Genomic DNA, 15,095 nt, shown 5'->3' with positions numbered 1-15,095 from the left:
AGGATTTCAATGATAGTTTTGCTGGGCGAAACTAGATTGGTTTACGAAGAGAATTACTCTTCGCGTAACTTTAAGGAGGAACACTACTAATGAACGCTAAAAGAGCCCAATCTTTTATTACTCAAAATGCCATTTATATTGTCTTGGTAATTCTGATTATGGGTATTGCCTTATATGAGCCGGCCTTTATCTCTGTAAATACTTTACGGGACATTCTTATTCAATCGTCAACACGGATTATCATCGCGCTTGGTGTTGCCTTCATCCTTATCACAGCTGGGACGGACTTGTCTGCTGGACGTGTGGTTGGTTTTACGGCGGTAATCTCTGCTTCGATGCTGCAAATTCCGGATTATTCCCGGCGGTTTTTTCCTGATCTGCCGCAGGTGCAAGTGTGGCTTCCGATCCTTATAGCTATCATCGCTGGTCTTCTCTGCGGACTCGTCAATGGTATTGTCGTCTCCAAGCTGAACGTCCCGCCGTTTATCGCAACACTGGGTACGATGGTTATCGTCTACGGCTTGAATTCCTTGTACTTTGACATGGATCCGAACCAATCGCAGCCGATTGGCGGTCTGCGTCCAGATTTCACTACAATCGGTTCCGGGTTTATTGGCAAGGGGCAATATTCAATCCCGTATATTGTGCTGATAGCCTTGGGTGTCGCCGCCATCGTATGGGTGGTGTTCAATAAAACCAAGCTGGGTAAGAACATGTACGCTATCGGCGGTAACATACAGGCAGCTAAAGTATCTGGCATCGATGTTTCCAAGAACTTGATCTACATCTATGCGATTGCTGGAGCCCTTTATGGTCTGGCGGGTGTGCTAGAGGCTGCAAGAACAGGTGGCGCAACCAATAACTACGGGAACATGTATGAGCTTGATGCGATTGCTGCTTGTGTAGTGGGCGGGGTGTCTACAACCGGTGGTATCGGAACGGTGCCAGGTGTCCTGGTCGGTGTTATTATCTTTACCTTAATCAACTACGGCCTGACCTTCATTGGCATCAGCCCTTACTATCAGTTGATTATCAAAGGTCTAATCATCATTGCCGCCGTCGCGTTTGATATGCGGAAGTATTCTTCGAAGAAATAGTTGCGTGTTGGATGTATGGTGATCATAGCGTTTGCTATTTATGGCAAACGCTTTTTGGTTTGTCCATTTCGCTTGCTGAGATTAAGCAATTCATAAGAAACAATTCATAAGAAGCAATTCATAAGATGCAATTCATATGAACCAATTTAAAGTACCAATTCATAAGATGTAATTTAAAAGTACCGATTCATAAAAAGCAATTTAAAAGTACAATTTCACAAGTACCAATTCACAAGTACTTAACGTCGCCCCCTTCCTCCTCGCATAGAAAAACTACGCACGAGCACGAAAACTACCCACCATAACTATGTATGAAAAACTACCCACAAAAACTGGTTTAATTAGTTGGGGATAAACCAATTCCGCTCCCACTAGTACCATTGGCACCACCATCAACTACGCCAATAATATCAATTACACCAATAATATCAATTACACCAATAATATTAATTACACCAATAATGCCACTAGCAGCACTGCTAACTACAGCGCTGCTAACTAAAGTACTACTAACTACGGTACTGCCAACCACAGCACTGTCAACCACAGGACTGTCAACCAAAACACCACTAACTAAAGTACTACCAACTACACACAACACCAAAAATACCCACTAAGATGACACCACGACCAAATAGCGTCAACACCACCAACACACAGATTAACAATGGCTACTACCAACATGAAACAAACACACCACAAAAACTACCCGCGAAAATGTAACCACAACTAAACAGCGCCAGCAACACTAAAATCAACATCAACATCAACATCAACATCAACATCAACATCAACATTATTTACCACCACAAACTTCAATCAACATTGCCACCCTTGCTCCATCAAATCTAATATTCCACCAATAGGATTTACTCGACCCAATAGTTGCACCTTCACCGCCACGGAACATCTACAGCATCATTACCATCACCAATTAATGTCATCAACACAAACACGGCTATCACACTCCACTCAATATTATCAGCATGAACACAGCAATCACGGCCACAAATCAATATCAGCAGCAATAACACGACCATCGCCATCAGGAGCACCACGAAAACACATCATATTCATCATAGCTCCCCAACAATATCAACAAACTAATATTAGTAACAGAACAGAAGCACCATGAGGCGAAAGAACGGTATAAATCCCGTACAATTAGCCGCCCTGAGCTATGTGAGGAAAAAGAACGGTATAAATCCCGTAGGATTGGCTGAAACGAGCTATGTGGGACGATAGAACGGTAAAAATCCCGCAGAATTGACTAAAACGAGCGACGTGGGGTGAAAGAACGGTAAAAATCCCGCAGAACTATCCGACCTGAGCTATGTGAGGAGAAAGAACGGTAAAAATCCCGCAGAATTGACTGAAACGAGCTATGTGAGGCGAATGAACGGTAAAAATCCCGCAGAATTGGCTGAAACGAGCTATGTATGGCGAATGAACGGTAAAAATCCCGCAGAATTGGCTGAAACGAGCTATGTATGGCGAATGAACGGTAAAAATCCCGCAGAATTGGCTGAAACGAGCTATGTATGGCGAATGAACGGTAAAAATCCCGCAGAATTGACTAAAACGAACGACGTGGGGTGAAAGAACGGTATAAATCCCGTAGAATTGGCTGAAACGAGCTATGTGGGACGATAGAACGGTAAAAATCCCGCAGAATTGACTAAAACGAGCGACGTGGGGTGAAAGAACGGTAAAAATCCCGCAGAATTGGCTGAAACGAGCTATGTATGGCGAATGAACGGTACAAATCCCGCAGAACTACCCGACCTGAGCTATGTGAGGAGAAAGAACGGTAAAAATCCCGCAGAATTGGCTGAAACGAGCTACGTGAGGCGAATGAACGGTAAAAATTCCGCACAATTAGCTGAAATGATATACAGAGGACGAAAGAGAGGCGAAAATGCCCTAGAATACGCCTACCCCCTCTGCGGATTCCCCACCAAAGCTCCTCTCCCCCCAACCCCAAAGATCAAAAAGCACATAAACCAACGTTCTCCCATATTCTATAGGCAAATGCCTTTGTTAAAGGGGAGCGACTGGATGTTAAGGATTAGGTTGAATGAGCTGGGGAAAGGGAATGACAATGGTCTGATACAGGCGGATGTATGGAAATGGGATGGCATTGGCTGGAACGAATATATTACTCAGCAGGATGAGGATTTCATACGCACGGAAGAGGAGTTATTTGTCACGATTCCGGCAGAAGCGGGATTATATCGTGTAGATTACTCTAATAAGCCTTTTGAGGCGCCATACTTATTGCCGGAGTGGGTGGGGGACGATCTGCGGACCACGGGTCTGCACCCGGCGCCGTTTAATCTCAAAGAGGGCACACTTTGGGGATATATTAATGACGAAGGCCGTGTTCAGATTGAACCTCGGTACGAATATGCTGAGGATTTTCAGAAGAACGGTCTTGCCGTAGTTCAGCGAAAAAATAGCAGCGGGCTCATTGACAGCACTGGAAGAGAACGAGTGAAGCCGATCTATTCTTTTATTGCGCCTTTTTCGGAAGAGCGCGCGGTAGTGTCGGATGCCAAGGGGTACACTTTTATTGATGAAAAAGGCAAAGAAGTGACGTCCGCCCGGTATGATTATCTGAACTCATTACATGAGGGGCGTGCACTATTTTCAAAACAAAATACAACCGGTGGCCAATCGCTATATGGATATGTGGACGCGCAAGGTAAAGAGGTGCTGCCCGCGATTTATGTGGATGCCAATGATTTTATGAACGGCGTGGCTTTGGTTAAAATCAAAGAAGGAGAGTATGCGCTCATCGATCCGGCTGGGAACATCCTGCATACTTATAACCATCCTTTTGTAGGAAGTCCGGGAGAAGGTTTACTCGCCTATCAAGCGACTGAAAACGGTAAATATGGCTATTTAAATACGGATGGTTCTGTAGCTATTCAGCCGCAATTCACCTCTGCTTTACCTTTTTCAGAGGGACGTGCGGTGGTGAATACCGCTGAGAATTATGGCAACGCCTACGGGCTGATTGATAAACAAGGGAAAATGATCATCCCGGCAAAATATTATGAAGTATTGCAGCTAGGTGAAGGCAGAGTAGCCATAGGAACGCCTGTATTCCCCAGCCAGCCTTATCGCGGATCACGTTATGTAATTGCAGATGCGGAAACGGGAGCGGTCCTGAGCAATCACACCCTGCTTGGCGTGAACAATTATCAGGAAGGCTTGGCGTCTGTATTTGATGCTAAAGATACCTATTTTATCGATAGAAGTGGAAAAAAGGCAGCCCAGCCTCCAGTTATTCCAGGTGCAGGAACACTCACCCTTAGCGGACGTTTGATAAGAGCAGATGTAGATCAGCGCACATCTTATTATGATCGGCAGGGAAAGCAGGTTTGGCGCCAAAATGGAGTCATTCCGCTGAGACCTCCCTATTCTGTAGTGGAGAAGAAATACAAACCGAACAGGGATTATCTGGTGTATTATCCGGTCGTTGAAGGGATTGCCAGTGCTGAAGTTTCGCGAGAGGTTAACGATAAGCTGCGCAAGCTATCCCTTGCTGAAGACGTTGGGAGTGGAGGGGTTTCCCAGGACTTTAGTTATAATGGTGATTTTTCAGTCTCTTTCTTCCGTAAAAACCTGCTGGTGCTGGAGCTGACCGGATATCGTTTTCCTTTTGGAGCAGCACATGGAATGCCTACCAAAATCTATCCGCATATTAATTTGCGCAGCGGCAGGTTCTATAAGCTGGGAGATTTGTTCAAGCCGGGCAGCAGATATGTGGAGAAGCTCAGTAAAATTGTGGGCAAACAGATCGAGAACGATCCACAATATTCATATGTTTTTCCGGATACGTATAAAGGAATTACCTCGGATCAACCCTTCTTTGTGGATAATGAAGCGTTGTATCTGTATTTCGCACCTTATGAGATCGCTCCGTATTCTGCAGGTTTTCCAACCTTCCGGATTCCTTATGCGGAGATCATGGGATTGATCTCTACGGAGGGCGAGTTCTGGCAGTCGTTTCATTAATCGACAGGTATCCATAGGTTTGCTGAAGTTGCCGTCCTTTCGGGGAGGGCGACTTTTTTTGTGCTTTCTTTCGCGAATAATAGATGAATTGGTATTTTTAGGCAGGAAAACAGCGAAAGAAAGCGAATGTATCTAGGAATCAGAAATCTTACAGTCAAGACTATTATATGTAAAAAATTAGAAGCGCACATTTGAGAGATTTATGCTACAATGACTGAGGAACAAATTACAACTTTGTAACATTTGTAGATGGTCACTCTAGGCAGAAGCATATATTACACGCAAGAAAAAAGGAGATGGCAGATTGAAGAACAAGACATTGAAAGCAATCATCGGTGGTAGTGTGGCAGCTGTTATGGCACTTAGTATTTCTCTTCCATTGGAAGCAAATGCGGCATCGAATGAATCGACAGTAACAATAAAAGGCACAAGTTATGAGCAAATATTACAATATTTTAAACAAGCTAATCTTGAGGGATTCCCTTTTTCGAATAGCACAATCGTGGTAACTAAGCCGCAAACTGGAACAGTACCAAACAAAGACAACACGACCACAACTACAACTACAAAACCGGTTACAAAGCCAGCAGACACAACTACTGTAACTAAGCCGACAGATAATACAACTACAACAGGTGCTGTGAGCAATAAAGGAACCTATGTTCAGCAAATCGTAACGCTGGTAAACAAAGAACGTGCAGCAGCTGGATTGTCACCTGTAGCTGGATTGGACAGCCTGCACAAAGTTGCCGCTACAAAAGCTACGGATATGCGTTCGAACAACTATTTTTCACATACTTCACCTACGTATGGTTCACCGTTTGATATGATGAAATCCTTTGGCATCACTTATAAAGCCGCAGGCGAGAACATCGCAATGGGACAAAAAACACCAGAAGAAGTAATGAAGGCATGGATGAATAGTCCAGGTCACCGCGCTAATATTTTGAATGCTAACTTCAATTATATCGGTGTAGGTTATGATAATAATTACTGGGTTCAAGAGTTTATTGGTAAATAATACGAGTAGATGCTTCAGGAAGAAATCGTTCTCCGATGTAAGTCGGGGAGCGGTTTTTTTTGTGTGGTGAAGATCAAAAATGCAACAAAAAAAGAAGCAAGGAACTTGTCCTTACCTCTTCTGTCTAGCTATATGGGTTATGCAGGGGTCGAACCTGCGACCTGCCGATTAAGAGTCGGCTGCTCTACCAGCTAAGCTAATAACCCGTAATGTCTAAAGAGTCAACGGTAAATATTATATAATGGCATTAATTAAAAAGCCAGTATTTTTTTATTTTCAAAAAAGTCCACACTCGCTCCTCGGCAAAAACACTGTAACAGCGGGATTTATTTCTTTGCTAGACATTTGCAAAACTTGTATGGAAGAATTATGTTTATGTAACATAGTTAAGATCTTTGTAAATTGTGGAACAATACATAATAGAACGGCATACGGAGGGATAGCTTTGAAGGATTCGAAATGGACATGGCGCAGCGTCAGCTTGATTTCCATAGTAACAACTATAGTTTTGATGGTTGGTTTAGTTTATGCGGTTAAAGATATTATCTATCCGGTCGGAGAGGTTACCGAGAGCAGCTTGCCTCAGCAAACAGCCGCACCGGTGACGGAGACTGTCAAGCTCCTCAAAATTGTTGCGCTCGGGGATTCGCTTACCAAGGGGACTGGTGATAACACCGGAGAAGGGTTTGTTAAGCGTACGGTTACTGGTTTATCTGCAAAAGGTGTCACCGTAGACTTTTTAGGTAATATGGGGATTAACGGGTTGACTACTGCGGGGCTGTTAAGCAAACTGAACGAAGATGGTGTGGAGTATGCCTTGCGCATGTCGAATGTTGTTTTGCTATCCGTCGGAGGAAATGATCTGTTTAAGGATTCGGATATTCTTGAGAATAATGGGGCGCAGCAAGGAAACACAACTTCATCAACCTCGGAGCAGGAGCTGACTCCAGAGTCTTTATTAGCCGCTCTGCCAGAAGCAGCAGCTAGACTGGAGAAGATTCTCGATAAAATCTCACAGATCAATCCGAATGCGCAAGTTTACTATATGGGGCTGTATAATCCCTTTGGCGATATTCCAGAATTACTGGCACCAGGCAATCAAGCGGTAACGAAGTGGAATAATACGGCAATGGATATTATTAATAAGCATAGCAACATGACCTTGGTTCCTACGTTTGACTTGTTTAACAGACATTTGGACAAGTATCTATCCACCGATCATTTTCATCCTAATGGTGATGGCTATCAGCGAATCGGAGAACGGTTCATACAGGCTGTGCAGTAGTATATAGGTGAGTGTTAAATTTTGCAGTAAGATCATGTAGGTAAATGCCCTTTGAGCAAGTACAAACCGAGAAAATGACAGTCACAAGGAGCTAAATTAAATATGACAAAAGCGAATAGTGAAGACTCCGGCACAGTCGTCTTGTCTGTGGACGGGGTACGTAAAAAAATAGGACGGAAATGGATAATAGATGATGTTACTTTCGATGTGAGAAAAGGGGAGATTTTCGGCTTTCTCGGCCCTAACGGCGCTGGGAAGACGACCACGATCCGCATGCTTGTGGATTTGATTCGTCCTACTGAGGGCAAGATTACAGTATGTGGGTACAATGTGAACCGAAATCCGGAAAAAGCATTGCAATATGTAGGCTCTATCGTTGAGAATCCTGAGGTATATACCTATTTGACCGGGTGGGAGAATTTGCAGCATTTTGCCCGGATGCAGCCTGGCGTAGACAATGAACGTATTAGCGAAGTGGTAGATATTGTTCGATTAGATCAGCGGATACATGATAAGGTAAGTACATACTCGCTTGGGATGAGACAACGATTAGGCATTGCGCAGGCACTGTTGGGACGTCCACGGCTGCTTATTTTGGACGAGCCGACGAATGGACTTGACCCTAAAGGTATTAAGGAGCTGCGAGAATTCATTCGCAAGCTGGCGGATGAAGGGCTGGCGGTGTTCGTATCGAGCCATTTGCTAAGCGAAATTCAACTTCTTTGCGACCGTGTAGCGATAATTAGTAAAGGGCGTGTATTGGCTGTTGGTGCGGTAGATGAGCTGATCGCTCGTAATTCGCCGTATGTACTTTGGGAGCTGGAGCCTTTTGCTGAGGCTCGGGAAATGCTGGCTGATCGTTCAGATATTCAGATTCAGAAACTAGAAGACGTCACATTAGATGACTCAATTATTGCAGGGATGGGCCCCAATTCTTTAATAACGATCATGGATCAGGATCTGATCCCCGAGATTGTGGCCGTAATGGTTACTGCTGAAATCGAGGTGAGGGCTGTGCATAAAATTAATCCGACACTGGAACAGCTATTCTTGAAACTAACGGAGGGTGAGAATGTTGAGTAACTTGCTTCCGCTAATCCGTAATGAGTGCTTGAAGATTATAAAAAAGAAACGGTTTTATGTTATACTGCTGATTCTGATTGTACTGGTGCCTATGTTCACCTATGCACAGATGCGTTCAGCCGAACGGAGCCGGGAGAAGTTTAATTCCGATTGGCGGCTTGAGATCCAGCAGCAGATTATCGATAATCAAAATTCACTGGGAAGTGACCGGATTCCAGAGGAATGGAAGACTTATCGGCGAATATTTGTACAACAGCTTCAGTATTATCTTCACCATGACGTTAATCCGAATGAACCTAGCGGGGTTACCTTTACCCGTGAATTTATGGATAATTCGGTTACATTATTTATTCCGTTGCTTATTATGGCGGTGGCCTCAGATTTGGTCTCGGCCGAAAGGACAACTGGAACTATCAAAATGCTGTTGACTAGGCCGGTCAAGCGCTGGAAGGTGCTTTTTAGCAAAATGACAGCACTGCTAATGTTTGTCTCGCTTATTGTACTTTCCACATTTGCAATCAGCTACTTTATCTCTGGTCTCGCCTTTGGTTTTAAAGGCTTTAACATTCCTGTTTTCACAGGCTTTAAAATCAGTGGTGATTCGCTAGATATGTCTACTGTACATGCAGTGCCTCAGTGGAAATATATGCTTATGCAAGGTGGTTTGATTTGGTTCGTCAGCGTAGTAGTTGCACTGCTCGCATTCATGATCTCGGTGCTTGTTCGCAGTACTGCCGCGAGTATAGTAGTTATGATGGCCGCGTTGATTGCAGGTAGTATACTGACCAATATGGCCTCTGCCTGGACAACAGCGAAATATTTATTTATGGTAAATCTTGGACTGACCAGCTATTTGTCTGGTACTCCCGCCCCCATTGAAGGGATGTCCTTGTCATTTTCCATGGCTGTGCTGGCTGTATGGGGAGCCGCTTCGGTGATCATTTCATTCGCCGTCTTTACGAAAAGGGATATTTTGAATTAGAATGAACAAAGTGACCAAAACGTTTGTTTGCATTTCTTAGAAATATAGGAGAGTATAATTTCACGTTATATTCTATCCTTAGGTTTTTGGCAGTAACGGATACCGTTCTTAACAAAAAGGACGGCCAAGCCGTTTCTTCTTAGTATAGAGAAAAGAAGGAGGAGCATGAATGCTCGAACAGATCGATATGTTTGCTGAAGTTTCTAATAACGGCGAGAATGGCCGTACTGGATACGATGCTGACGACATTCAAGTGCTCGAGGGTCTGGTTGCAGTACGCAAACGACCTGGCATGTATATCGGCAGTACGAGTTCTTCAGGACTACATCATTTAGTATGGGAAATCGTAGATAATGCCGTAGATGAGCATTTAGCCAAGTATTGTACAAAGATTGACATACTGCTTCGCAAGGATGGCTCGGTAACCGTTAGCGATAATGGACGGGGGATCCCGACTGGAATGCATAAGACAGGGGTACCTACACCGCAAGTTGTATTTACAATTTTGCATGCGGGCGGTAAGTTTGGTGGATCGGGTTATAAAAAATCAGGCGGTTTGCATGGCGTAGGGGCTTCTGTCACAAACGCTTTGTCTGAATGGCTCGAAGTAGAAATTTATCGTGAGGGCAAAATCCATCGTCAGCGGTTTGAGTACTGGGTGGACAAGAAGGGCAAAGAGCATGTCGGCGAACCTGTAACTGGTCTTGAAATCTTGGGTAACACCAATAAAACTGGTTCGAAAATTACTTTCAAGCCAGATATTCGTGTCTTCCCAAATGGAATTGCTCTGAATTATGACACGCTGGCAGAGCGGGTTCAGGAGATTGCTTTTCTGAATTCCGGTCTGCGTATTACACTGCAAGATGAGCGGAGCAACCGTCAGGATGAATTCTTTTATGAAGGTGGAGCCAGTCAATTTGTGCAGTTCCTCAACGAAGGTAAGGATGTTCTCCATGATGTTATTCATTTCAGTGCAGAAAAGGATGATATCGAGGTAGAAGTAGCTCTTCAATACAACGGAGGCTACACAGAAACCTTGGCTTCCTTCGTAAACTCCATTCCAACTCGCAGCGGGGGCACACATGAGACCGGCTTTAAAACTGCGTACACTCGTGTATTAAATGAATATGCCCGCCGCACGCAATTGCTTAAAGAAAAGGATAAAAACCTGGAAGGTAATGATCTGCGGGAAGGCATGATGGCTGTCATCAGTGTAAAAATGTCCGAGGTTGAATTTGTTGGACAGACGAAGGATCAGCTTGGCAGTGCTTCCGCCCGTAGTGCAGTAGATTATATTGTTTCTGAAAATATGGCGCGTTTCTTGGAAGAAAATCCACAAGTTGCGCAGAGCCTGCTGAAGAAATCGATTCAAGCGTCGAAAGCCCGGGAAGCGGCACGTAAAGCCCGCGATGAGATCCGCACAGGCAAGAAACGCAGCGAAAGCTCGAATCTTGGCGGTAAGCTGTCTCCTGCACAATCAAAGGACGTTACACGTACGGAGCTGTTCATCGTGGAAGGTGATTCCGCGGGTGGTTCGGCTAAGCAAGGCCGTGACTCTAAGATTCAAGCGATATTGCCGCTAAAAGGTAAACCGATGAATCCGGAGAAGGCTAAGCTGCTGGACATCCTGAAGAACGACGAGTATAAAGCAATTATTTCTACGATAGGTGCTGGAATTGGTCCGGATTTCACTGTCGAAGACAGCAATTATTCCAAAATTATCATTATGACCGATGCCGATACCGATGGAGCGCATATTCAGGTGCTGCTGCTGACATTTTTCTATCGTTATATGAAGCCTTTATTAGATGCAGGCAAGGTCTTTATCGCTCAGCCTCCACTTTATAAGTTGACCCGCAAAACGGGTAAGCTGGAGACCGTAAGGTATGCCTGGAGTGATGAAGAGCTGCAAAATTACTTGAAGGAATTCGGCAAAAACTTCGAGCTTCAGCGTTATAAAGGGTTGGGTGAGATGAACCCCGATCAGCTGTGGGAGACAACGATGAATCCAGAGTCGCGTACGCTGCTTCAGGTACAGATTGAGGATGCCGCTAAGGCGGAGCGCCGTGTTTCAACACTTATGGGTGACAAAGTCGATCCACGTAAACGCTGGATTGTTGAAAATGTCGATTTCACCGAAATTGTAGAGTAATGTCAGTGCTGCAAGTGACGATAATCCCGATTTTCTAAGAGTTTGGTGATTTATGGGACCTAGGGGATTTTTGGAACTGTAGGAGCGATAGTGCCCGGAATTCCAAAAATCCCTGAAGTACCCGAGAATCACCACACTATTTTAAAACGGGCAGTTTGAGGAACAGAAGGTGAGCAAAGTGAGTAGTTTATCAGAACAATTTTTGCCGGCATTTCTGGAAGAGGTCGTCGGTGACCGCTTTGGTCGGTATTCCAAATATATTATTCAGGACCGGGCAATCCCCGATGTCCGTGATGGACTTAAACCCGTGCAGCGCCGGATTCTTTACGCGATGTACGACTCCGGCAACACACCTGACAAGCCATACCGCAAGTCAGCCAAAACCGTCGGAGATGTAATGGGTAATTACCATCCACATGGTGACTCCTCTATTTACGATGGTATGGTACGTATGGCACAGCCTTGGAAGATGGGGCATGTGCTAGTTGACGGTCACGGCAACTGGGGCTCCATGGACGATGACCCAGCTGCGGCAATGCGTTATACAGAAGCACGGCTGTCTCCCATTGCAATGGAGATGATGCGTGATATCGAGAAGCGGACCGTCTTGTTTAAAGATAACTTTGACAATACCGCCAAAGAGCCTGTTGTGGTTCCTTCCCGGTATCCGAATCTGCTCGTAAATGGCACGAGTGGGATTTCTGCGGGTTTTGCTACTGAAATTCCGCCACATAATCTGCGTGAAGTAATTGACGCTTGTATCGCAGTGATGCAGAAGCCAAATATTGAGCTGGAAGAAATTATGACCTTTATGAAAGGTCCGGATTTCCCTACAGGCGGCACGATCATGGGCGGAGACGGCATCATGGATGCTTACCGCACAGGTAAAGGGCGTATTTACCTGCGCTCCAAGACAGAGATTGAGAATATGCGGGGCGGCAAGCAGCAAATCGTGATTACGGAAGTTCCATTCCAGATTGTAAAATCACGGCTGGTTACTTCCATGGAGAATATTCGGCTGGAGAAAAAGATCGATGGCATTGCCGAGGTTCGTGATGAGAGCGGCCGTGAGGGATTGCGGATTGTAGTCGAACTCAAAAAAGAGGCTGATGCTCAAGGCGTGTTGGCCTATCTGCTCAAAAAAACCGATCTTCAAATTACCTATAACTTCAATATGGTTGCTATTGTTAACAAAGCGCCTCAGCAGCTTGGTCTAAAAGCCATCCTGGAAGCTTATATCGCGCATCAGCGTGAAGTTGTGACTCATCGCACCCAGTTCGATCTGGAACGCGCAGAAGACCGTGCTCATGTCTTAGAGGGCTTAGTTAAAGCACTGAACATTCTGGATGAGGTTATCGCTGCGATCAAAGCATCGAAAAACCGTCAGGATGCTCAGAACAATCTCGTATGGATGTTCGGCTTCAGTGAACGCCAAGCCGATTCGATCCTTACTTTGCAATTGTATCGTCTGACCAATCTGGAGATCACTTCACTCCAGAAAGAGTTAGATGAAATGATGGCAAAGATTACACATCTGCGCGGCATTTTGGAAAGCGACAAAAAGCTAGTTTCTGTAATCCGTAAGGAACTGCTGGAGATTCGCGACAAATACGGCATTGATCGCCGTTCTCTGATCCAAGGCGAAGTAGAGGAGCTCAAGGTTAGCCTTGAAGCTCTGGTCAACGCGGAGGATGTGCTAGTTGCTCTTTCAGCAGATGGTTATATTAAGCGGACTGGTATGCTTTCCTTCACCCGTTCAGGTGGGGAGCGTCATACCTCAGGCGTCAAAGAAGGTGACCATATCGTCAGGCTGCTGGATGTGAATACCCGTGACAGTCTGCTGGTATTTACCCGCAAGGGGCAATACTTCTTGCTTCCTGTGCACCAGATTCCGGAGTTTAAATGGAAAGAGCCTGGTACAGCGATTGTGAATGTCATTGGATTGTCTAAAGGAGATGGAATCGTTAGTGTGATTCCGGTTAATAATCTAGATGATCCGCAGCAAAGTCTTGTGTTCGTCACCCGTCGGGGTCAGGTGAAGCGTACAGAGCTCAAGGAATACTCTACAAGCCGTTCTGGAGCTGTAGCGGCCTGTAAGGTAGCCGAGGGTGATGAGATCATTACAGTGGCTTCCAGTACGAATGACAAGGACATTGTGCTGGTTACCCGTGAGGGAATGAGTATCCGATTCCATGAGAATGAGGTTAACCCTATGGGTCGCGTTGCATCTGGTGTAAGAGGAATTCAGCTGCGCGAGGGCGACGAGGTGATTTCCTGCTTCTGGGTCAGCGAAGATGAAGGCGAAATCCTTGCTATTTCTGATATTGGTTATGCGAAACGTTCATTACTTGTGGATTATCCATCACAAAGCCGTGGTGGCAAAGGAATGCCAACCTTCGAATTCAAGGAAGGCAAACGAATACGTCCAAATGGCAGCAGGTTAGCAGGGGCTTTCTATTGCAAGGAGCCATTAGAACTGAATGCCGTTACTCGTGAGAATGCCCACCATACGTTCTCCTCTGAATCAGCGCCGCTGGGCGAGCGTCGTTCTACAGGCAAACAGATTGTAGCTGTGGAGAAAAAGGATGAGATCATAAATCTTTTCCCATCGGTTCATTAAAACTAGCGATTAACAAGTGATTTTATAACGGCGTTTAGTCCGCTCTTTTGGAGGGTTGACTAAGCGTCGTTTTTTATTTTTTTATGCTGAAGGTCCGGCAGATTTATTTTTTCTTCTTTTGCAGGAAATGGAAGTTGTTTCGCGAAAATGTAGATATACCGGATAGAACCGCGAGGAAAGGAAGGAATAAGTGTGCATGCTTCTGAATTCAGTAAAATTTGGCATAAGATTTTAAAAGATTATAAATTACATATGGACAGTAATCTTGCTCCAACGCTGACGGATGCCCAACTTACTGTACTTGAACTGCTTCAGGAACGCGACGCCATGAAGCCTTCTGATCTGGCTCCACATTTGGCGACCAGTCCTGCAGCGGTTACGATGTTACTTGATCGGATGGAGAAGCATGAGCTTATTGTGCGGGAAAGAGATGCTTCGGACCGGCGGATTGTATGGGTGAGCATAACGGAGACTGGAAAGGAAGAAACTGCACGTGGTCTAAAGATCCGCAGTGATTTTTTTGCGGAAGCGCTTGATCCGATCTCCTCTCATAACCAACAGTTACTGCTCTACTTAATGGGCAAAATGGTTGTTACAACTACACCGGAGGGTTCTACACCTTGAAGCAAATAGCTTTGCTGTATCACTAGTGCATTTAGAGTATGTAGAAGCATTTAGAGTGTTTTAGAGCAATTAGAGGCATCTAGATGCTTTAGTTGTATTTTGTACAGCTATTATTTGCTAATTACTCGATTGATGAAATATAACTGTATTTTATACAACTATTTTCTTGATTTACTTCTCTTTTTGCAGTTTCCCTGATTTTTAATTG

General features: G+C 44.8%; 12 protein-coding genes and 1 tRNA gene. 10 read left to right on the top strand and 3 right to left on the bottom strand.

Annotated elements, in window-relative coordinates:
- Nucleotides 1–89 precede the first annotated feature (89 nt).
- Nucleotides 90–1,097 (top strand): galactose/methyl galactoside ABC transporter permease MglC, encoded by a 1,008-nt coding sequence (mglC, locus tag MKX34_RS21325; RefSeq protein WP_036685697.1) that lies wholly within the window; start codon nt 90–92, stop codon nt 1,095–1,097.
- A 337-nt stretch (nt 1,098–1,434) separates the two neighbouring features.
- Here the strand turns inward: mglC and MKX34_RS21320 are convergent, their stop codons facing one another.
- Together MKX34_RS21320 and MKX34_RS21315 are read right to left on the bottom strand one after the other, a co-directional pair.
- On the bottom strand, nt 1,435–1,659 hold the full coding sequence (locus MKX34_RS21320) for a hypothetical protein (RefSeq protein ID WP_143758706.1): 225 nt from the start codon (nt 1,657–1,659) through the stop codon (nt 1,435–1,437).
- A gap of 331 nt (nt 1,660–1,990) precedes the next feature.
- Nucleotides 1,991–2,155 (bottom strand): hypothetical protein, encoded by a 165-nt coding sequence (locus MKX34_RS21315; RefSeq protein WP_170914200.1) that lies wholly within the window; start codon nt 2,153–2,155, stop codon nt 1,991–1,993.
- 310 nt (nt 2,156–2,465) lie between these two features.
- Between MKX34_RS21315 and MKX34_RS21310 the strand changes: the two genes are divergently transcribed.
- From MKX34_RS21310 to MKX34_RS21300, 3 genes are all read left to right on the top strand, one after another.
- On the top strand, nt 2,466–2,696 hold the full coding sequence (locus tag MKX34_RS21310; RefSeq protein ID WP_339203346.1) for a hypothetical protein: 231 nt from the start codon (nt 2,466–2,468) through the stop codon (nt 2,694–2,696).
- A gap of 459 nt (nt 2,697–3,155) precedes the next feature.
- Nucleotides 3,156–5,120, top strand: coding sequence for a WG repeat-containing protein (locus MKX34_RS21305; protein ID WP_076273561.1), 1,965 nt, complete (start codon nt 3,156–3,158; stop codon nt 5,118–5,120).
- 304 nt (nt 5,121–5,424) lie between these two features.
- On the top strand, nt 5,425–6,141 hold the full coding sequence (locus tag MKX34_RS21300) for a CAP domain-containing protein (protein WP_036685704.1): 717 nt from the start codon (nt 5,425–5,427) through the stop codon (nt 6,139–6,141).
- A gap of 133 nt (nt 6,142–6,274) precedes the next feature.
- Here the strand turns inward: MKX34_RS21300 and MKX34_RS21295 are convergent.
- Nucleotides 6,275–6,347 (bottom strand) — tRNA-Lys (locus tag MKX34_RS21295).
- Nucleotides 6,348–6,586: 239 nt separating this feature from the next.
- On the opposite strand from MKX34_RS21295, the gene MKX34_RS21290 reads away from it, so the two are divergent.
- The 6 genes from MKX34_RS21290 (at nt 6,587) to MKX34_RS21265 (ending at nt 14,887) form a co-directional block, all read left to right on the top strand.
- Complete coding sequence (locus MKX34_RS21290; protein ID WP_076104463.1) at nt 6,587–7,426, top strand: GDSL-type esterase/lipase family protein; 840 nt, start codon at nt 6,587–6,589, stop codon at nt 7,424–7,426.
- 102 nt (nt 7,427–7,528) lie between these two features.
- Nucleotides 7,529–8,509 (top strand): ABC transporter ATP-binding protein, encoded by a 981-nt coding sequence (locus MKX34_RS21285; protein WP_036685707.1) that lies wholly within the window; start codon nt 7,529–7,531, stop codon nt 8,507–8,509.
- The gene (locus tag MKX34_RS21280; RefSeq protein ID WP_036685819.1) at nt 8,502–9,491 is read left to right on the top strand and encodes an ABC transporter permease; all 990 of its coding nucleotides are present in this window, start codon (nt 8,502–8,504) and stop codon (nt 9,489–9,491) included. Before MKX34_RS21285 ends, MKX34_RS21280 begins: the two co-directional genes overlap by 8 nt.
- 169 nt (nt 9,492–9,660) lie before the next feature.
- Nucleotides 9,661–11,643: a DNA topoisomerase IV subunit B gene (gene parE, locus MKX34_RS21275; protein ID WP_036685709.1), complete on the top strand. Its 1,983-nt coding sequence runs from the start codon at nt 9,661–9,663 to the stop codon at nt 11,641–11,643.
- 178 nt (nt 11,644–11,821) lie between these two features.
- Nucleotides 11,822–14,263 (top strand): DNA gyrase subunit A, encoded by a 2,442-nt coding sequence (gene gyrA, locus MKX34_RS21270; RefSeq protein ID WP_036685712.1) that lies wholly within the window; start codon nt 11,822–11,824, stop codon nt 14,261–14,263.
- 192 nt (nt 14,264–14,455) lie between these two features.
- Entirely contained in the window at nt 14,456–14,887 is a 432-nt protein-coding gene (locus MKX34_RS21265; RefSeq protein WP_036685713.1) for a MarR family transcriptional regulator, read from the top strand.
- The last annotated feature ends 208 nt before the right edge of the window (nt 14,888–15,095 follow it).

Origin of the sequence: Paenibacillus sp. FSL R5-0636 (assembly GCF_037974255.1) — a bacterium.
GTDB lineage: Bacteria > Bacillota > Bacilli > Paenibacillales > Paenibacillaceae > Paenibacillus_AQ > Paenibacillus_AQ odorifer.
The sequence above is the reverse complement of the archived record's forward strand: the minus strand, read 5'-3'. Positions and strand labels throughout refer to the sequence as shown.

What these genes read in the sequence shown, in the direction of transcription:
- parE (WP_036685709.1), top strand. Translation starts at nt 9,661, where the DNA reads ATGCTCGAACAGATCGATATGTTTGCTGAAGTTTCTAATAACGGCGAG.
- MKX34_RS21285 (WP_036685707.1), top strand. Translation starts at nt 7,529, where the DNA reads ATGACAAAAGCGAATAGTGAAGACTCCGGCACAGTCGTCTTGTCTGTG.
- mglC (WP_036685697.1), top strand. Translation starts at nt 90, where the DNA reads ATGAACGCTAAAAGAGCCCAATCTTTTATTACTCAAAATGCCATTTAT.
- MKX34_RS21305 (WP_076273561.1), top strand. Translation starts at nt 3,156, where the DNA reads ATGTTAAGGATTAGGTTGAATGAGCTGGGGAAAGGGAATGACAATGGT.